Here is a 17,411-nt window from a genome sequence, read left to right as displayed (position 1 = left end):
CCCGACTTCTTCCCTGTTTCGACGCCCCCGCACCCTGCGTCCGGGGGCGTTTTTTTGTGCGCTTGCCGCGGCTCAGGCCAGCGCGACGCCGACCAGGAACTCGCCTTCGAGCAGCGCGCCCTCGCTGGTGCGGTGGACGATCACCAGGCCGGGATGCGCGCCGGCGAGCGGATCCTGGCGCGTCGCCACCGGCGAGGGGCCGCGCGCGCGGTAGGCGGGATGGGTCGTATGCACCACGCGGCTGACCCGGTCGTCGAAGAACATCTGCGTGGTCAGCACGGCCTGCTCGCCCAGATGGATCTTCAGGTGGATATGCACCGCGCGCGGCGCGTACCAGCCCGGATAGATGGTCAGGAACTGGGCGCTGCCGTCGCGCCTGGTGGTCTGCACGCCGCGCAGGAAGCGCTGCGCATTGCCGGGCGCGGCGGGGCCTGCCACGGGCCGCGGCGCGCTGGCGCCGTCCGGCGGCGGGTCGTCCCGTTCGACACCGCTGTAGCGGCCGCCGGCATCGCAATGCCAGATGCTGGCCACCGCGCCGGGCACCCGCGCGCACCCGCGCGCGGTGTCCATCAGCACCACGCGCAGCCGCAGCGGCAGGCCGGGCCGGCGGTCGCGGATATCGCTGCGCACCAGGGCCTGGTCTATATAAAAAGGGCCCTGGGTCAGTTCCGGCGTCAGTGTGCACAGGGGCGGCATGACGGGGCCGCGCGCGGCCCCGGCCTCGCCGGCCAGCCCGAGCAGGCCCGCGCCCAGGGCGCCGCCCACGAAGCGGCGCCGGCCGTCATCCGGCAAGGCGGGCTTAGCGCGCATCGCGGGTGCCCTCCCGGCGTGGCGGCGCAGCGCCGGGTACGCCGGCGGCGCCCCCGGCCGGCGGCGGGCTGCGCGGCCATGCCGGTGCGGCTTGCAGTGGATTCATGGCAGTCTCCAGTGGCAGGCGCGGGGAAGCGGCATTCCCGCGCCCCGGCTTCTCATGCCGGTCACGTTCAGCATAGCGGGCGCCGCCGCGCCGGGACAGCTCGCGGCAAAGCGGTGCGGCACGCACATACCATCTTAGGAGACGCGCGCGCGGCTGCTTGCGCGTTTGGCCACGGACGGCCAGACACTGGCGTGCGCCGCCGCCCGCTTCATGTCGATTTCGATACAAAGAAGCCACACCGCACCCATCTGTGCGCGCCGCCATGCTGGTAGAGTGATCGCCTGGCGCAGGCAACGCGCCTGCCCGCCTTGGCGCGCGCGCCGCGCGCCAGCAGACCTCCCGGCGCCGCCGCGCCGCCAGCCATGCCGCCAACTGCCGCAACCTGCCACACCGATATCCCGATGGACTTGTCCCCCGCCTCGCCCCTGCACCTGCTGGTCGTCGACGACGATCCGCAGATCCGCGCCATGCTGGCCGAATACCTGGCCACCTTCGGCATCGCGGCCGACGGCGCCGAGGGCGGCACCGCCATGCGCGCCGCGCTGGCCGCGCGCGACTATGACCTCGTGGTGCTGGACCTGTCGCTGCCCGGCGAGAACGGCCTGGCGCTGTGCCGCGAGATCCGCGAGCGCGGCGACCTGCCCGTCATCATGCTGACCGCGCGCACCGAGCTGGCGGACCGCGTGGTGGGCCTGGAAGTGGGCGCCGACGACTACGTCACCAAGCCGTTCGAGATGCGCGAGCTGGTGGCGCGCATCCACACCGTGCTGCGCCGCGCGCGCGGCGGCGCCGGCCAGAAGCGCCCGGCGACGGTGGCCGGCCACGAACTGCGCTTCGGCAACTGGCGGCTCAACACCACGCTGCGCCAGCTGGTGGACGGCGAGGAAACCGTGGTGCCGCTGTCCAACGCCGAATTCCGCCTGCTGCTGGCCTTCATCGAGCATCCCAACCGCGTGCTGGACCGCGAACTGCTGATCAACCAGGCGCGCGGCCGGGACCTCGACGTATTCGACCGCAGCATCGACCTGCTGGTCTCGCGCCTGCGCCAGAAGCTGCGCGACGACCCGCGCGACCCGGCGCTGATCCGCACCGTGCGAGGCGAGGGCTATGTCTTCACCGGCACCGTCGAAGGCTGAGCGCGCGGGCTGGCTGGCCCGCCACGACACGATGTTCGTGCGGCTGTTCCTGGTGATGACGGCCATCATGCTGGCCGTGCACGTGCTGGGCGTCACCGTGATCGAAAGCATCTTCCCGCGCCCCGGCGCGATCGGCATCGCGCTGCTGCCGGGCGACGACCCGCCGCCCGACGATCCGGGCCAGCCCCGCGCCGGCAACGCCGGCAACAGTCCCGCCGCGGCGCTTCCGGCCACGCCGGCGGCCACTGGCGCCGCCGCCGGCGGCGCTCCCGCGCCGACGCACCACCACCTTCATCCGCCGCGTGGCCTGGGCCCGCCGCGCCTCGGCCTGCTGTTCCAGTTCGCCGCCATCATCGCCGCCTCGTGGGCGGGCGCGCGCCTGCTGGCGCGGCCCGTGCAGAGCCTGGCCAGCGGCGCCGGCCGGCTGGCGCAGGACGTGCACGCGCCGCCGCTCGACGAGGACAGCGGCCCGGCCGAGGCGCGTGCGGCGGCCGGCGCGTTCAACCACATGCAGCGCCGCATCCGCACCCAGCTCGCGCAGCAGTCGCGCTTCCTGGCCGCCGTCTCGCACGACCTGCGCACGCCGCTCACGCGCATGAGCCTGCGCATCGAAGGCGTGGAGGACAACCGCGTGCGCTACCGCCTGCGCCAGGACCTGGCCGAGATGAACGGGCTGATCGACGCCACGCTCTACTACCTGCGCGAGCGCGACGGCAATGCCGCGCCGCGCCAGCGCGTGGACGTGCACGCGCTGCTGCAGGCCGTGGTGGACGACGCCAACGAGATCGGGCAGGACGTCACGCTGGCCGGCGCCGCCGCGCCGCTGCTGGCCTACCCGGCCGAACTGCGCCGCGCCGTGGTCAACCTGGTGGAAAACGCGCACCGCTACGGCGGCAGCGCCCGCATCGAGCTGGCCGACAGCCCCGAGCGCGTGCTCATCGACGTGTGCGACAACGGGCCCGGCATCCCGCCCGAAGACATGGCGCGCGTGCTGGAGCCGTTCTACCGGCTGGAAACGTCGCGCAGCCGCACCACCGGCGGGGTCGGCATGGGGCTGTCGATCGCCTCGGACATCGTCGCGCGCCACGGCGGCGAGCTGAACCTGGCCAACCGCCCGGAAGGCGGCCTGCGCGTGCGCATCACGCTGCCGCGCGCCTGAGCCCGCGGGTGACGCCGGCGCGGCGCCGCGGCATGCCGGCCCGGCCGCACTGGCCGCGGCTTGACGCCGGTCAACGCCGGCCGGGCCGGCCGCCTCTAGGATGGGCCATCGACATCCGACACGAAGGCCGCCCCATGTCCGCGCCAGCCCCCGCCCCGCACGCCACCCCGCCGTCCGCCCTCCGCATCCCGGTTTCCGCCGCCGGCCAGCCGCGCGCCTGCTCGGGCAACTGCGGCGCAGCCTGCACCGGCAAGCAGCCCGGCGGCCACGCGCTGGCGGACTTCCGCGCGCTGGCCGGGCGCATGGACATCAACGGGCCGCGCTACACCTCCTACCCCACCGCCGACCGCTTCCACGGCCGCTTCGGCGAGGCCGACTACCTGCAGGCCCTGGCCGACTGCGCCGCGCAACCGGCGCCGCTTTCGCTCTACGTGCACATCCCGTTCTGCGAGAACATCTGCTACTACTGCGGCTGCAACAAGATCATCACGCGCGACCATGGCCGCAGCGGCCGCTACGTGGATTACCTCGTGCGCGAGATGCGCATGGTGGCCGGGCGGCTCGGCGCGCGGCGCGCGGTGGTGCAATCGCACTGGGGCGGCGGCACGCCGACCTTCCTCGACGCCGCCGAGATGCGCCGCGTGATGGACGCCATGCGCGCGCACTTCGACCTGCTGCCCGACGGCGAGCATTCCATCGAGATCGACCCGCGCCGCGTCGGCGACGCGCAGATGGCGCTGCTGGCCGGGCTCGGCTTCAACCGCATCAGCCTCGGCGTGCAGGATTTCGATGCCGAGGTCCAGCAGGCCATCCACCGCGTGCAGTCGCAGGCCGAGACCCGTGCCGTGGTCGACGCCGCGCGCCGGCTCGGTTTCCGCTCGGTCAGCATGGACCTGATCTACGGCCTGCCGCACCAGACCCCGGCGCGCTTCGCCGCCACCGTCGAGCAGGTGCTGGCGATGCGCCCGGACCGGCTCTCGGTCTACAGCTACGCGCACCTGCCGCACGTCTTCAAGCCGCAGCGGCGCATCGACGAGCGCGCGCTGCCCGCGCCCGCGGAAAAGCTCGACATCCTGGTCGGCACCATCGCGCAGCTCAGCGCGGCCGGCTACGTCTACATTGGCATGGATCACTTCGCGCTGCCCGGCGACGCGCTCGCCGCGGCCCAGCGCGAAGGCCGGCTGCAGCGCAACTTCCAGGGCTACTCGACGCACGCCGGCCACGACCAGCTCGGCTTCGGCGTGTCGTCGATCGGCGCGGTCGCGGGCCGCTACGTGCAGAACGCGCGCACCCTCGACGACTACTATGGCGCGCTCGACCGGGGCGCGCTGCCGGTGATGCGCGGCCTCGCCACCAGCGGCGAAGACCGCCTGCGGCGCGAAGTGATCGGCGCCCTCATGTGCAACGGCGTGCTCGACGTCGCGGCGCTGGAGGCCCGCGAAGGCATCGACTTCGCCGCGCATTTCGCCGTCGAGCTGGCCGAGCTCGCCACGCTGGCCGCCGACGGCCTCGTGCGCATCGAACCCGCGCGCATCGAAGTCACGCCGCTGGGCCGGCTGCTGGTGCGCCGCGTGGCGATGGTGTTCGACAGCTACCTGCGCGCCGATGCCGGCCGCGCCGCCCAGGCCGCCGCGCCGGCGCGCGACGCTGATGCGGGTACGCCGGCGCATACACCGGCGCATACGCCCGCCGAGGCGCCGCTGCGCTACTCGCGCGTGGTCTGAGGCCGGCGCATCCTGCGGGCCCCCCAACGAAAAAGCCCGGCGCATGCGCCGGGCTTTTTCCTGGGGCCGCCACGCCGCTCGCGCGGCGCAGGGCAATTACTTCGCGGCGTTCGCCATGTAGTCCACCGCGGCGATCACGTCGGCGTCGGGGCCGGCGTAGCCGCCCTTCGGCGGCATCACGCCCTTGCCCTTCAGGGCGAACGCGTGGACCGCATCCATGCCCTCCTTCAGGCGCGGCGCCCAGGCCGCCTTGTCGCCGAACTTCGGCGCGCCGGCGACACCGGCCGCGTGGCAGGCGGCGCAGACCTGCTCGTAGACCTTCTTGCCCACCTCGGCCGAAGCCGGCGCGGCGGCGGCAGCCGGGGCCGCAGCGACAGCCGGGGCCGCAGCAGGTGCCGCGGGCGCCGCAGGTGCGGCGGCCTCGGCCGCGGGCGCAGCGCCGGCATCCGAAGCGGCAGCCGTGGCCGGCGCGGCGGCGGCCGGCGCGGCCGGCTCGGGGAACTTGGCGCCACCGGCGTCGGCCATGTAGACCACGGCGCGGCCGAGTTCGTAATCGGAATAGTCGTCCGGCGTGGTGCCGGCACGCGCCTGCATGGCGCCCTTGCCGTGCAGCACCGAGTTCAGCAGGCCGTCGAAGCCCTGGCCGATGCGCGGCGCCCAGTCACCCGCGTTGCTGTACTTGGGCGCGCCGGCGGCCCCGGTGGCGTGGCAGGCGGCGCACACTTCCTTGTAGACCTGCTCGCCCGTCTTGAAGACGCGCGGCGCATTGGGATCCTTCAGTTCGAGAGAGGCGACCGGCTTGATGCGGTCATTGACGGCTTCGGCCGAGGAAGAGGAGCCGGCGCCTTCCTTGGAGCCATGTCCGACGAAATTGACCAGCAGGATGATCACGATGATCGGCACCAGGAAGGCCGCAATCACCACTGCGATCAGCTGCTTGGGGGTCTTGATGACAGACTCGTGTTCTTCGTGCTCGTTTTGGACGTCGCTCATGCTGAACTCTCGATTTTGCAGGAAACCCGTAGCAGCTCGCGATGGCTGCCTTGTCAGGCCGCTTGCCCAGTGGCCGAACCTCCCGGCCAGTTGCGCGCATCGACCGTTATCCATTCCCCGCCAGCCCTGAGAGCGCCGGCAGGCGGAGCCAGCCTTGCCCCGTCCCTGACTCCATGTGGACGCGGCGCAGCCCCGTTTGTACACAAATAACTCGCGATTATATCCCCAAAGCCCCCCGGGATCGAAGCAAAAGCGGCTTGAAAGAAACGTCGCGGCGCCACCGAAAGGGCACCGGTCATGGACGCTGGCCGGCAAACGCTGTATGCTATGCGACTTTCCGGCGGCGCCATTCGTGCGTTGCCAGCGTCATACCCTCCGCGCCCGTAGCTCAATGGATAGAGTACTGCCCTCCGAAGGCAGGGGTTGCTGGTTCGATCCCAGCCGGGCGCACCAATCACCGCAAGGTCTTTCCCGCGTTTCCCGTTCTGCCGGGAGGCGACTGCACCTGAATTGCCTCCGGCTTGGGCGTTGGCATTTCCGCCTGCGACGCTGTGACGCACCGCGCATGGTTTCCGTCTTCTCGAGTTCGCGAATCCCGCGAGCAGGCGTCACAGCGAGCGACGCCCGCGGCATATCTTCACATTTATCGCGGCGCGGAACTCGCGCGCATGCGGCCTGCGCGGGAGGCGCTGCCCCAGCTGGCCGGCGAGAAGATGGCGCAGGCGCTGCTCAAGCGGCGCGGCCGGCCGGCGTTGCCGGCGGATCAGCCGCGCGGCTGTTCCGCTGCCGTCCCGCCGCCACCCCGTCTTTCGCCTATCTCAATCGCGCCGCGCCTCGCGCGGCCACCGCAGCGCGTCGAGCAATTCCCGCGTCTGCCCGGGCACCGGTACCGGCCGCCCCGTGCCGCGATCCACGTAGACGTGGACAAAGTGGCCCGCCGCGCAGGCGCGCTCGTCTCCGGCGCGGAAGATCGCGACCTCGTAGCGCACGCTCGACGTGCCGATGCGGCCGACGCGGATGCCTACCTCCAGCGCATCGGGGAACGCGATCGGGCGGAAGTACGAACAGCCGGTCTCGACCACGAGGCCGACGATCTTGCCCGCGTGGATGTCGAGCGCGCCGCCGTCGATCAGGTACTTGTTGACCGCCGTGTCGAAGTAGCTGTAGTAGGTCACGTTGTTGACGTGGCCGTAGGCGTCGTTGTCCATCCAGCGGGTGGTGAGCGGGGTGAGGTGCGGGAAGTTCTCCCGGACTTCGTCGCGCATGGCGGCCTCTTCAGAATGCGGCTTCGTACAGGTGGAGCGCGTCGCCGGGCGTGACCTCGCGCGGGTTGTTGACCAGCAGGCGCTGCTGTTTCATCGCATCGCCGGCGAGCAGCGGCAGCGCGTCGCGCGGCACGCCGGCTTCGCCGAGCGATTGCGCGTAGGGCATTTCCCCGACGATGTCGGTGATGGCCTGCACGAAGCTTTCGGCGGCTTCGGCGTCCGGCGAGGTGGCCAGCGCCGGCAGGATGGCGCGGCCCAGCGCCGCGTATTCGGCGGTGGCGTGGGAGAGGTTGAAGCGCAGGGTCACGGCGAGCATGAGCGAGTTGCTCAGGCCGTGCGGCAGGTGGTAGTGGCCGCCGAGCGGGTAGGCCAGCGCGTGCACGGCCGCGACCGGCGCGTTGGCGAAGGCCATGCCGGCCAGCATGGAGCCCAGCAGCATGTTCTCGCGCGCGCCGGGGCTAGCGCCGGCGCTCACCACCTCGCGCAGGTTCGCGTACAGGAGCTGGAGCGCCTTGACCGCGAGCGCGTCGGAGATGGCGTTTTTCTTGTGGCGGCTGGTGAACGATTCGATCGCGTGCACCATGGCGTCGACGCCGGTCATGGCGGTGACCGCGGGCGGCACGCCCAGCGTGAGCAGGCTGTCGAGCACGGCGGCGTCGGGCAGCAGCAGCGGCGTGACCACGCCTTTCTTTTCCGCGGTGGGCGTGGTGACGATCGAGATCGGCGTGACTTCGGAGCCAGTGCCGGCGGTGGTAGGCACCTGGACCAGCGGCAGGCGCGGGCCGGCGGCCAGGCCGATGCCGTAGATCGCGCCGAGCTGCTGCGGCGTGCGGGCAAGCAGCGCCACCAGCTTGGCGGTGTCCATCGAGCTGCCGCCGCCGAAGCCGATCACCATGTCGGCGCCGGCCGCGCGCGCGGCTTCGACAGCCTGCAGCACGACGGCCTCGGGCGGGTCGGCCTGCACGTCGGAGAAGACCGTGGCCTGGATGTCGGCGCGCTGCAGCGCGGCGAGCGGCCCGGCCGCGATGCCGGCGTTCAGCACGCCGCGGTCGGTGACGAAGAAAACGTGCTTCGCGCCGAACGATTGCGCGAGTTCGTGAAGACGCAGGGCCGCGCCCTGCGCGCAGACGATCTGCGGCGCGGTCTGGAAAACAAAACTGCTCATGGGTCGACTCCGGATGCGGGATGGGTTGGCGAGGCGCTCAGGCGCCCGTTCGGGGACGCATTCAACCGCCCATATACTGCGCGCCGCCGTCGGCGTCGATGACGACGCCGCTCAGGTAGGAGGCGCGGTCCGAGGCCAGGTAGATGACGAGGTCGGCGATCTCGTCCGGGCGCGCCGCGCGCCCGAACGGCAGGTGCCGCAGCATCTCTTCCCAGCGCGATTCGTCGCCGAACTTCTGCAGCGCGCGCGCCTTGTAGAGCTTGACCAGGCGGTCCGTCTCGGTGGGCCCGGGATTGACGCCGAGCACGCGCACGCCGCGCGTGGTGGCATGCGCGCCGACCGCGCGCGTGAAGGTCGACAGCGCCGCGTTGCCGACCGAGCCGCACAGGTAGTCGTAGCGCGGCATCTGCGCCGCGATGCCGATCACGTTGACGATGACGCCCGCGCCGCGCGCCATCATTTCCGGCAGCGCCAGGCGCGTGGTGTCGATGTAGCCGTGCACCTTGAGATCCCAGGCGCTGCGCCACTGCTCGTCGCTCAGGGCGGTCAGCCCGCCGCCGGGGATGGCGCCGGCGTTGTTGACGAGGATGTCCACGCTGCGCAGCCGTTCGGCCAGCGCCTGCCGTTCCTGCGTGCGCGACAGGTCGGCGCACAGCGCCTGCACTTCGATGCCCTCGCCGCGCAGCGCAAGCCGCGCCTTGTCGGCGGAGGCCTGCGTGCTGCCCGCGATGGTGACGCTGGCGCCTTCGCCGGCGAAGGCCCTGGCGCAGGCCAGTCCGATGCCGCGCGTGCCGCCGGTGACGAGTACCGATTTTCCGGTGAGATGCAGATCCATGCTGGTTACTCCTGGCGCTGGCGGTCCACCGCCGTGATGAAGTCGGACACTACCCGGTTGAAGGCCTCGGGCTCTTCCAGATTGACCGCGTGCGTGGTGCGGGGCACGATCCACAGGCGCGCGTCGGGAATCGTGCGCTTCATGAACAAGGCCGGTTCGATGCACGGCTCGTCGTCGTCGCCGGTCACGATCAGGGTGGGGACGTCGAGCTTCGCCATGCGCTCGCCCAGCTCGTAGATGGTGGGCCGGCGCATCTGGCAGCCGCGCGTGGTCAGCGACGAGCCCAGCGCAGAATGCTCGGCGAACTGCCGGTTGAAGGTGGCGAAGCCGCGCGGGTCCTTTTCCTTGAAGCGGCGCCGGATGGTGCTGTTGGCGTAGTGCACGATGCCTTCCTCCATGCCCAGGCTGACCAGCCGCCCGGCGAGCTCGCCGCTGTCGCGCAGGAACTGCTCGTGGCGCTCGGGATCGGAGCCGTGGCCGGCGCCGACGATGGTGAGCGAGCGCGCCATCGCGGGATGGGCGAGGCCGAAATTGAGCGTCGCGTAGCCGCCCATCGACACGCCCACGATGTGCGCGTCCTTGACGCCGGCCCAGCGCAGCACGCTGGCGATGTCCTCGACCGCGAGCGCCTGGCTGTAGTGCTCCACGTCGCCGGGCACCTCGGAGGGCGGATAGCCGCGCGCATTGAAGGTGATGCAGCGGAAGTGCCGGCCGAAGAAACGGACCTGGTCGTCCCAGTTGCGGTAGTCGCCGGCGAACTCGTGCACGAAGACGATCGGCGTGCCTGTTCCGGTGGACTCGACGAAGAGCTTGACGCCGCTGGATTCTGCAAACTGCATGATGGCCTCGATGTGAGGGCCGGCGTCAGCGCGCCGCGCGCTGGTCGCCCGCCGAATAGATGTTGACACCCTTGCTTTCCCGCACGAACACCGCGCAGATCACGAAGCATGCCACGGCTAGCGCAACCGGGTACCAGAGGCCCGCGTAGATGTCGCCGACCGCGGCGGAAATCGCGAAGGTGGTGGCCGGCAGGAAGCCGCCGAACCAGCCGATGCCGATGTGGTAGGGCAGCGACATCGCCGTGTAGCGGATGCGCGAGGGGAACAGCTCCACCAGCATCGCCGCGATCGGCCCGTAGGTCATGGTGCCGAACAGCATGAGCGTGATCAGCACCAGCACCGTCATCGGCTTGTTGATCTGGGCCGGGTCCGCCGGGCCGACGTGATAGCCGTTCTCGCTCAGCGCCGCGCCGACCGCGGCATTGAGCGCCTTGGTGCGGGCCGCGGCATCCGGGCCGCCGCCCTCGAAGCTCTCGATGGTGGTGCGGCCCACCACGATGCGTGCGGGCTGGCCGGCGGGCAGCGCCTCGGACGTGTAGTTGAGCCCGGCCTTGGCGATGGCCGCGCGGGCGATGTCGCACGAACTCTTAAACTCGGAGGTGCCGGCCGGGTTGAACTGGAAGCTGCACTGCGCCGGGTCCGCCAGCACCGCGATCGGTGCGGACTGCTGCGAGCGCTCCAGCGCCGGATTCGCGTAGTGGGTCAGCGCCTTGAACAGCGGGAAGAAGAACAGCGCCGCCAGCAGGCAGCCGGCCAGGAACACCGGCTTGCGCCCGATGCGGTCCGACAGCTTGCCGAAGATCACGTAGAACGGCGTGGTGACGATGGTGGCCACGATGATCAGCAGGTTGGCCGTGCCGCCCTCCACCTTGAGCGTCTGGGTGAGGAAGAACATGGTGTAGAACTGGCTGGCATACCAGACCACCGCCTGGCCCATGACGATGCCGAACAGCGCCAGCAGCACCAGGCGCAGGTTGCGCCACTGGCCGAACGCTTCGGAGATCGGCGCCTTGGAGGTGGTGCCCTCGCGCTTCATGTGCTCGAATTCCGGCGACTCGTGCAGCTTCATGCGGATGCGCAGCGAGACCAGCAACAGCAGCAGCGACACCAGGAACGGCACGCGCCAGCCCCACGCCGTGAAGCTCTCCTCGCCAAGGAAGTAGCGCGTGGGCAGGATCACCGCCAGCGACAGCAGCAGGCCCAGCGCGGCGGTGGCCTGGATCCACGCGGTCTTGGCGCCGCGCTCGTGGTTGGCGGCGTGCTCGGCCACGTACACCACGGCGCCGCCGTACTCGCCGCCGAGCGCCAGGCCCTGCAGCATCCGCATGGCGACGAACAGGATGGGCGCGGCGATGCCGATGCTGGCATAGCCGGGCAGCAGCCCGATGGCGAAGGTGGCCACGCCCATCAGCGCGATGGTCACCATGAAGGTGTACTTGCGCCCGACGATGTCGCCGATGCGGCCGAACACGAGCGCGCCGAACGGGCGCACCGCGAAGCCGGCGGCGAAGCTCAGCAGCGTGAAGATGAACGCCGCGGTCGGGTTGACGCCGGAGAAGATGTTGGCGGAGATCTGCACCGCGAGGGAGCCCGCCAGGAAGAAGTCGTACCACTCGAACATGGTGCCGAGGGATGAGGCCAGGATCACACGCCGCTGCGAGCTCCCCGGCGCCAGCAGGGGCGGCGCCGCGGCGATGGCGCTGTCCAGTCTTGCGGTCATTGGTCTGTCTCCGTCGAATATCGGCCGGTCGGCCGCGGGCGGGCCTGCGCCGCGCAATCGCGCGCCGGGCGTCGCCTCATTGGCAAGGCTCCCTTTTTATGCGACCAAGTATAGGGACGACTTCAATCGAGTAAAAATATTGAATCGGTATTGGTCCATCGCTTATTCTTATTGGACGCCGGCCGGCCGGCCGATGCCGGTGGCTCCGGCGCGCGAGCGCACACGCACGATGGAATTCAAGCAACTCAAGTACTTCGTCAAGATCGCCGAGCTGGGCAACATGACGCGCGCCTCCGAGGTGCTCTGCATCGCCCAGCCGGCGCTGAGCCAGCAGATCGCCAACCTGGAGGCCGAGCTGGGCACGCGCCTGCTGGACCGCGGCGTCTACGGCGCGCGGCTGACCAGCCCCGGGGAAGTCCTCTACAGCTACGCCAAGTCGCTGCTGCGCCAGCAGGAAGACGTGCGGCAGGCGGTGTCGCAAGAGGCACTTCATCCCACCGGCCGCACCGCCATCGGCATTCCCGGCAGCACCGGCAAGATGCTGGCGGAACCGCTGCTGCGCGAGATCCTCGCCAACGGCGCCATCCTGCTCGAGATCGTGGAGCGCCCCAGCGCGGAGCTGGTCGACCTGGTCGCCGCCGGCAAGCTGGACATCGCCGTCACGGTGGATGCGCAGCCCCGGCGCGGCGCGCAGGTCACACCGCTGTTCACCGAGGCGCTGTACGCGGTGCTGCCGCAGGCCGCGGCCGGCGAGCGGCAGGCGCTCAAGCTCAGGGAGCTCGCCGACAGCCCGCTGATCCTGCCCAGCGCGCCGAGCACGATCCGCCAGCGCGTGGAGGCCGCGCTGCTGGAAAAGCGCCTCAAATACCGCCTGGTCAGCGAGATCAGCGCCACCGACATGCTGATCCGCCTGGTCGCGGCCGGGCTCGGCTGGACCGTGCTGCCGTGGTCGGCGCTGTCGGACGAAGTGTCGCTGCAGACCCGCATCGCCGCGCTGCCCATCGCCGGCTACCGGCTGGACCGCGAGATCTCCCTGTGCGTGTCGGACACCCTGCCGCTGAGCCGCGCGGCGGAGGTGGTGCGCGCGACCGTGACCGCCATACTGGGCAGGCTCCTGGCCTCCGGGCAATGGAAGGGCACGCAGGCGCTGCCGGGCTCGCCCTTACTCGCCGATCCATCGTAATTTCCTATCGACCCATCCGCATTCCATATTTTTTTGCGAGCGACGGCGTTCTTATACTGGTGCGTACCAAAGGCCATCGGCGCACCGTGAGCGCGCCGGCCATCGCACACCAGAATAGGGAAGACGCAGATGAGCGACGCGGACAGAGCGGACCAAACGAACGAAGCGGGCCAGGGGGACCTGGCCGGCGCGGCCTTCGAGCAGCCATTGAAAGGCGTCAAGGTCCTGGAGCTGTCGCAGATCATGGCGGGGCCGACCTGCGGCCTGATGCTGGCGGACATGGGCGCCGAAGTCTACAAGGTCGAGAAATTCCCCGGCGGCGACGATGCGCGCAACTACCGCCGCGAAGGCGACAGCGGCCTGCCGCCGTCGTTCATGATGCTCAACCGCGGCAAGCGCTCGATCGGCATCAACGTCAAGTCCGAGGAAGGCAAGGCCGCGCTGCTGCGCATGGTGGCGCAGGCGGACGTGCTCACCGAGAACTTCCGCCTGGGCGTGATGGAGCGCCTCGGGCTCGGCTACGATGTGCTCAGGGAAGTGAACCCGGCGCTGATCTACTGCTCCATCACCGGCTACGGCCGCGCAGGCCCGCTCGCGAAGAAGGGCGGCTTCGACCTGATCCTGCAGGCGTTCAGCGGCCTCATCAGCGTCACCGGCGAAGACGGCGGCGAGCCGGTCAAGCCGGGCGTCTCCATCGCCGACGTCAATGCCGGCGTGCTGGCGGCGGTCGGCATCCTCGCCGCCTACATCCACCGCCTGCGCACCGGCAAGGGCCAGCGCGTCGACACCTCGCTGCTGCAGGCATCGATGCAGCAGCTCTACTGGTATGCCGCGGGCTATTTCTCGCGCGGCATCGTCCCCAAGCCGTCGGGCACCGCGCATCCGCTGATCGCGCCCTACCAGGTCTACCGCTGCCAGGACGGCCGCGTGGCCATCGGCGGCGCCAACCAGGCCAACTGGGAACGCATCGCCGACATCCTCGGCCACCCGGAATGGAAGGACGACGCGCGCTTCGACACCCCCGACCTGCGCCTGGCCAACCGCAAGACGCTCGCCACGCTGATCGAAGCGGTGCTGGCCACCGACACGCTCGCCAGCTGGCTCGACCGTTTCGATGCCGCCGCCATTCCGGCGGGCCCGGTGCAGGACGTCGGGCAGGCGCTCGAGCACGAGCAGGCGCGCGCGGTCCGCATGGTGGTGGACGTGGAGGCGCCCGACGGCGGCACCGCGCGCGCGCTCGGCCTGCCGATCCTGTTCAACGGCAAGACCAGGATCGCCGCCGGCGCGCCGCCGCGCGTGGGGCAGGACACCGCGCAGATCCTGCGGGACTTCAACTTCACCGACGCGGAGATAGAACGGCTGGTCGCGTGCGGCGCCGTGCTCCAGGCGCCGCGGCCCGCCCCGGCCGGCGTGCCGTCGGTGGCCGAAGCCGAGGCCATCTGACCGTGGCGCAGACAACCATGCACAATGCCGCCGCCGCCATCCTGCCCGCCGCCGAACTGCCCCGGCCCCATCCGCACCTCAGGCTCACGGTGGAGGACGGCCTCGCCGTGCTGGCCATCGACCGCGCCGAGAAGCGCAACTCGCTGACGCTGGCCATGTGGCGCGCGATCGGCCACACCATGGCCCGGCTCGACGCGCGCGACGACGTGCGCGTGATCGCGCTGACCGGCACCGGCACCAGCTTCTGCGCCGGCGCCGACATCGCGGAGTTCGCCACCGTGCGCGCCAACGAGCACCAGGTGGCCGAATACGAACAAGCGGTGGACGGCTGCTGCGACGCCATCGAGGCGGTATCCAAGCCGACCATCGCCGCCATCAACGGCTTCTGCATGGGCGGCGCCGTCAACGTGGCGATGGCGTGCGATTTCCGCTATGCCGTCCCCGGCGCGCAGTTCGCCATCCCGGCCGCGCGCCTGTCCATCGTCTACGGCATCAAGGGCACGCGCCGCCTGTTCCATCTGGTCGGGCTGGCGAACGCCAAGCGCATCCTGTTCTCGGGCGAGCGGCTCGACGCCGCCGACGCTTACCGCATCGGCCTCGTCGACGCCATCGTGCAGGACGTGCCCGGCCACACCCGGCAGGCCGCGGCGATCCTGGCCGACAACGCGCCGCTGTCGATCAGCGGGGCCAAGGCCATCCTCAACAGCCTGGCGTCGGGCGCGGGCCCCATGACGGCCGAGGCGGTGCAGGCACTGGTCGACGGGGCCGCGGCGAGCGAGGACTACGCGCAAGGGCGGCAGGCCTTCGCCGAGAAGCGGCGGCCCGTCTTCCGCGGGCGCTGAGCGCCGGCCGCCCCGGCGGCGGCGCGCGGGCCCGAGCCGCCCGCGCGTCCCAAGTGCATCCGGCCGTGCATCCCGTCGTGCATCCGGCAGTGCATCAACCATCAGAAGAAACAAAAAATCAAAGAGGAGACATCATGCTTTGGAACACAAGCCGGCTGCTTGCCGTCGCCACGCTCTGCGCCGCCGGCGCGGCGGCAGCCCAGGACGCCTATCCGTCCAGGCCCTTGCGCATCGTGATCGGCTTCCCGCCCGGCGGCGCGGCCGACACCATCGCGCGCATCTACGGCGACGCCCTTGCCAAGGAGCTGAAACAGACCGTGCTGATCGACAACCGCCCGGGCGCCGGCACCACCATCGCCGCCGACTTCGCCGCCAAGTCGCCCCCGGACGGCTACACGCTGTACATCGGCGGCGCCAGCCTGATGGGCGGCGACAACGCGCTGTACAAGAAGCTGCGCTACACGCCCGCGGATTTCATGCCGGTCACGCAGCTGACCACCGCGCCGCTGCTGCTGGTCGCCGGCAAGACCGCCGGCATCCGCAACGTCGCCGAACTACTGCAGAAGGCCAGGCAGCAACCGGGCTCGCTGAACTACTCGTCGTCCGGCAACGGCGTCATCACCCACCTCGCCGGCGTGCACTTCGCCAAGCTGGCCGGCGTCACCATGACCCACGTCCCTTACAAGGGCGGCGCGCAATCGGCGCAGGCCGTGGCCGCCGGCGACGCGCAGGTCAGCTTTGCCACGCCGGCCTCGGTGCAGCCGATGATCGACGCCGGCAAGGCGGTCCCGCTCGCCGTCACCTCGGCCAGGCGCTCGCCGGTGATGCCGAACTATCCCACCATCGCCGAAGCCGGCGTGCCGGGCTACAGCCTGTCCAACTGGTACGGCCTGTTCGCGCCGGCCGGCACGCCGCAGCCGGTCGTCGACCGCCTGTTCGCCGCCTCGGCCAGGGTGCTGGCCGATCCCACTCTGCAGAAGCAGCTGGCCGGCCGCGGGGAAGAAGCGGCGCCGTCCAGGTCGCAGGCCGAATTCAAGGCGTTCGCCGCGCACGAAGGCAAGCTCGACGTCGAGCTGATCGCGCAGAGCGGGGCGAAGATCGACTGAGGGTCCGGGGGCCGTGGCGCCACGCCCGGCCTTCCCCGGTCCGCCTTCTCAGTCCTTTTTTTCCAGCCGCGCCACCGCGCGCCGCACCGCGGTGGCGAAGAACCGCACCGGCGTGGCGCGCTGCGCGCCACGCTTCCACAGCAGGCCCGGCGTGCGGTGCGGCGTGGGGCTTTCCAGCGGGATGAAGCGCAGGCTGTCGCTGCCGGAATCCGCGCTCTCGCCGATCACGGCGGCGAGGCCGGTCTGCCGCACCAGCTCCAGCATGGGCGCGATCGAGTTGAGCTCGGCGATGACCAGCGGCTCCGCGCCGGCCGCGCGAAAGCACTCGTCGAGCAACTGGCGCGTGGCGAAATACGCGGGCAGCAGCACCATGCGCATGCCGTGCAGCTCCACCATGCGCGCGCGCCGGCGTCCCGCCAGCGGGTGGTGCTCGCTGACCACCAGCTTCAGTTCCTCGTTGTACAGCGGCTCGAACCACAGCGCCTCGGTCTGCTCGGGCCGGTACGACACGCCCAGGTCCAGCTCGCCCGCCACGATGCGCTGCGTGATGTCGGCGGCGCTGAGTTCCTCCACGATGACGCGCACGGCCGGGTAGCGGTTCAGGAACGACGCCACGCACTGCGGGATGAGCTGGATGTTGAAGCTGTGGGTGGCGCCGATGCGGACCTCGCCCACCAGCGGCTCCTTGCCGCCGCGCACGGCGTGGATGGCGTGGTCCACCTGCCGCAGCGCGGGCCCGATGTGGAGCAGCAGCGTCTCGCCGGCCTCGGTGATCGACACGCGCTTGCCGGCGCGGTCGAACAGCGGCTGGCCCACTTCCTCTTCCAGTTGGCGGATCTGGTGCGACAGCGTCGACTGCGTCACGTGCATGCGCTCGGCGGCGCGCGTGAAATTGAGCGTCTCGGCGAGGGCTTCGAAGTAGCGCAGGTGTCTGAGTTCCACGGTTTTCACCATGAGTACGGGGCATGCGCCGCATTCTACATAGATGCCATCGATCATTTTGATCGATATTCATCATTTCCATCTGTGACGCGCCGCCCATAGACTGCCCATACACGACACGAGGTCCGGCCACGCGCCCGGCC

The 17,411-nt window shown here is 70.8% G+C and carries 15 protein-coding genes and 1 tRNA gene; 8 read left to right on the top strand and 8 right to left on the bottom strand.

The features are described 5' to 3' along the window. Positions 1–72 precede the first annotated feature (72 nt). Entirely contained in the window at positions 73–810 is a 738-nt protein-coding gene (locus tag ACKI2N_RS18900) for a protocatechuate 3,4-dioxygenase (RefSeq protein WP_420996130.1), read from the bottom strand. Between the two features lie 507 nt (positions 811–1,317). Here ACKI2N_RS18900 and ACKI2N_RS18895 point away from each other — a divergent pair. From ACKI2N_RS18895 to hemN, 3 genes are all read left to right on the top strand, one after another. Further along, positions 1,318–2,052 (top strand): response regulator, encoded by a 735-nt coding sequence (locus tag ACKI2N_RS18895; protein WP_420996129.1) that lies wholly within the window; start codon positions 1,318–1,320, stop codon positions 2,050–2,052. Further along, on the top strand, positions 2,024–3,211 hold the full coding sequence (locus ACKI2N_RS18890; protein ID WP_420996128.1) for an ATP-binding protein: 1,188 nt from the start codon (positions 2,024–2,026) through the stop codon (positions 3,209–3,211). The genes ACKI2N_RS18895 and ACKI2N_RS18890 overlap by 29 nt, the downstream gene beginning before the upstream one ends. Before the next feature lie 302 nt (positions 3,212–3,513). After that, positions 3,514–4,935, top strand: coding sequence for an oxygen-independent coproporphyrinogen III oxidase (gene hemN, locus ACKI2N_RS18885; RefSeq protein WP_420996147.1), 1,422 nt, complete (start codon positions 3,514–3,516; stop codon positions 4,933–4,935). A 96-nt stretch (positions 4,936–5,031) separates the two neighbouring features. Here the strand turns inward: hemN and ACKI2N_RS18880 are convergent, their stop codons facing one another. Then, positions 5,032–5,928: a c-type cytochrome gene (locus tag ACKI2N_RS18880; protein ID WP_420996127.1), complete on the bottom strand. Its 897-nt coding sequence runs from the start codon at positions 5,926–5,928 to the stop codon at positions 5,032–5,034. Positions 5,929–6,305: 377 nt separating this feature from the next. On the opposite strand from ACKI2N_RS18880, the gene ACKI2N_RS18875 reads away from it, so the two are divergent. Beyond that, positions 6,306–6,381: transfer RNA gene (locus tag ACKI2N_RS18875), tRNA-Arg, on the top strand. 365 nt (positions 6,382–6,746) lie between these two features. Here the strand turns inward: ACKI2N_RS18875 and ACKI2N_RS18870 are convergent. From ACKI2N_RS18870 to ACKI2N_RS18850, 5 genes are all read right to left on the bottom strand, one after another. Further along, positions 6,747–7,193 carry an acyl-CoA thioesterase gene (locus tag ACKI2N_RS18870; protein ID WP_420996126.1) on the bottom strand — a complete coding sequence of 149 codons (447 nt, stop codon included), beginning with the start codon at positions 7,191–7,193 and terminating at the stop codon, positions 6,747–6,749. 10 nt (positions 7,194–7,203) lie between these two features. Then, positions 7,204–8,358 (bottom strand): iron-containing alcohol dehydrogenase, encoded by a 1,155-nt coding sequence (locus tag ACKI2N_RS18865; RefSeq protein ID WP_420996125.1) that lies wholly within the window; start codon positions 8,356–8,358, stop codon positions 7,204–7,206. A gap of 61 nt (positions 8,359–8,419) precedes the next feature. Then, on the bottom strand, positions 8,420–9,193 hold the full coding sequence (locus tag ACKI2N_RS18860) for a short-chain dehydrogenase/reductase (RefSeq protein WP_420996124.1): 774 nt from the start codon (positions 9,191–9,193) through the stop codon (positions 8,420–8,422). A 5-nt stretch (positions 9,194–9,198) separates the two neighbouring features. Continuing rightward, positions 9,199–10,032 carry an alpha/beta fold hydrolase gene (locus ACKI2N_RS18855; protein WP_420996123.1) on the bottom strand — a complete coding sequence of 278 codons (834 nt, stop codon included), beginning with the start codon at positions 10,030–10,032 and terminating at the stop codon, positions 9,199–9,201. Positions 10,033–10,057: 25 nt separating this feature from the next. Then, a complete protein-coding gene (locus tag ACKI2N_RS18850; protein WP_426990850.1) occupies positions 10,058–11,653 on the bottom strand; it encodes an MFS transporter in 1,596 nt (531 codons plus the stop codon). Between the two features lie 328 nt (positions 11,654–11,981). Here ACKI2N_RS18850 and ACKI2N_RS18845 point away from each other — a divergent pair, with 328 nt between their 5' ends. The 4 genes from ACKI2N_RS18845 to ACKI2N_RS18830 all read left to right on the top strand — a co-directional run bounded on the left by ACKI2N_RS18845 (position 11,982) and on the right by ACKI2N_RS18830 (position 16,326). Then, on the top strand, positions 11,982–12,935 hold the full coding sequence (locus tag ACKI2N_RS18845) for a LysR substrate-binding domain-containing protein (RefSeq protein WP_420996121.1): 954 nt from the start codon (positions 11,982–11,984) through the stop codon (positions 12,933–12,935). A 129-nt stretch (positions 12,936–13,064) separates the two neighbouring features. Next, a complete protein-coding gene (locus ACKI2N_RS18840) occupies positions 13,065–14,378 on the top strand; it encodes a CaiB/BaiF CoA transferase family protein (protein ID WP_420996120.1) in 1,314 nt (437 codons plus the stop codon). Between the two features lie 17 nt (positions 14,379–14,395). Further along, positions 14,396–15,220, top strand: a complete 825-nt coding sequence (locus ACKI2N_RS18835; protein ID WP_420996119.1) for an enoyl-CoA hydratase-related protein — start codon at positions 14,396–14,398, stop codon at positions 15,218–15,220. Between the two features lie 134 nt (positions 15,221–15,354). After that, on the top strand, positions 15,355–16,326 hold the full coding sequence (locus tag ACKI2N_RS18830) for a tripartite tricarboxylate transporter substrate binding protein (RefSeq protein ID WP_420996118.1): 972 nt from the start codon (positions 15,355–15,357) through the stop codon (positions 16,324–16,326). A 48-nt stretch (positions 16,327–16,374) separates the two neighbouring features. Here ACKI2N_RS18830 and ACKI2N_RS18825 read toward each other — a convergent pair whose 3' ends face one another. Continuing rightward, positions 16,375–17,268 (bottom strand): LysR substrate-binding domain-containing protein, encoded by an 894-nt coding sequence (locus ACKI2N_RS18825; RefSeq protein ID WP_420996117.1) that lies wholly within the window; start codon positions 17,266–17,268, stop codon positions 16,375–16,377. Positions 17,269–17,411: the final 143 nt, after the last annotated feature.

The sequence above is a fragment of the Cupriavidus sp. 30B13 genome, from assembly GCF_049059565.2.
Classification (GTDB): domain Bacteria; phylum Pseudomonadota; class Gammaproteobacteria; order Burkholderiales; family Burkholderiaceae; genus Cupriavidus.
Note: the sequence above shows the minus strand (reverse complement) of the source record. Positions and strands in the feature narration are given on the sequence as shown.

Coding starts and splice junctions, on each gene's coding strand:
- ACKI2N_RS18900 (WP_420996130.1), bottom strand. CDS start 810: ATGCGCGCTAAGCCCGCCTTGCCGGATGACGGCCGGCGCCGCTTCGTG.
- ACKI2N_RS18870 (WP_420996126.1), bottom strand. CDS start 7,193: ATGCGCGACGAAGTCCGGGAGAACTTCCCGCACCTCACCCCGCTCACC.
- ACKI2N_RS18855 (WP_420996123.1), bottom strand. CDS start 10,032: ATGCAGTTTGCAGAATCCAGCGGCGTCAAGCTCTTCGTCGAGTCCACC.
- ACKI2N_RS18835 (WP_420996119.1), top strand. CDS start 14,396: ATGCACAATGCCGCCGCCGCCATCCTGCCCGCCGCCGAACTGCCCCGG.
- ACKI2N_RS18890 (WP_420996128.1), top strand. CDS start 2,024: ATGTCTTCACCGGCACCGTCGAAGGCTGAGCGCGCGGGCTGGCTGGCC.
- ACKI2N_RS18845 (WP_420996121.1), top strand. CDS start 11,982: ATGGAATTCAAGCAACTCAAGTACTTCGTCAAGATCGCCGAGCTGGGC.
- ACKI2N_RS18840 (WP_420996120.1), top strand. CDS start 13,065: ATGAGCGACGCGGACAGAGCGGACCAAACGAACGAAGCGGGCCAGGGG.
- ACKI2N_RS18895 (WP_420996129.1), top strand. CDS start 1,318: ATGGACTTGTCCCCCGCCTCGCCCCTGCACCTGCTGGTCGTCGACGAC.
- hemN (WP_420996147.1), top strand. CDS start 3,514: ATGGACATCAACGGGCCGCGCTACACCTCCTACCCCACCGCCGACCGC.
- ACKI2N_RS18850 (WP_426990850.1), bottom strand. CDS start 11,653: ATGTTCGAGTGGTACGACTTCTTCCTGGCGGGCTCCCTCGCGGTGCAG.
- ACKI2N_RS18880 (WP_420996127.1), bottom strand. CDS start 5,928: ATGAGCGACGTCCAAAACGAGCACGAAGAACACGAGTCTGTCATCAAG.
- ACKI2N_RS18830 (WP_420996118.1), top strand. CDS start 15,355: ATGCTTTGGAACACAAGCCGGCTGCTTGCCGTCGCCACGCTCTGCGCC.
- ACKI2N_RS18860 (WP_420996124.1), bottom strand. CDS start 9,193: ATGGATCTGCATCTCACCGGAAAATCGGTACTCGTCACCGGCGGCACG.
- ACKI2N_RS18865 (WP_420996125.1), bottom strand. CDS start 8,358: ATGAGCAGTTTTGTTTTCCAGACCGCGCCGCAGATCGTCTGCGCGCAG.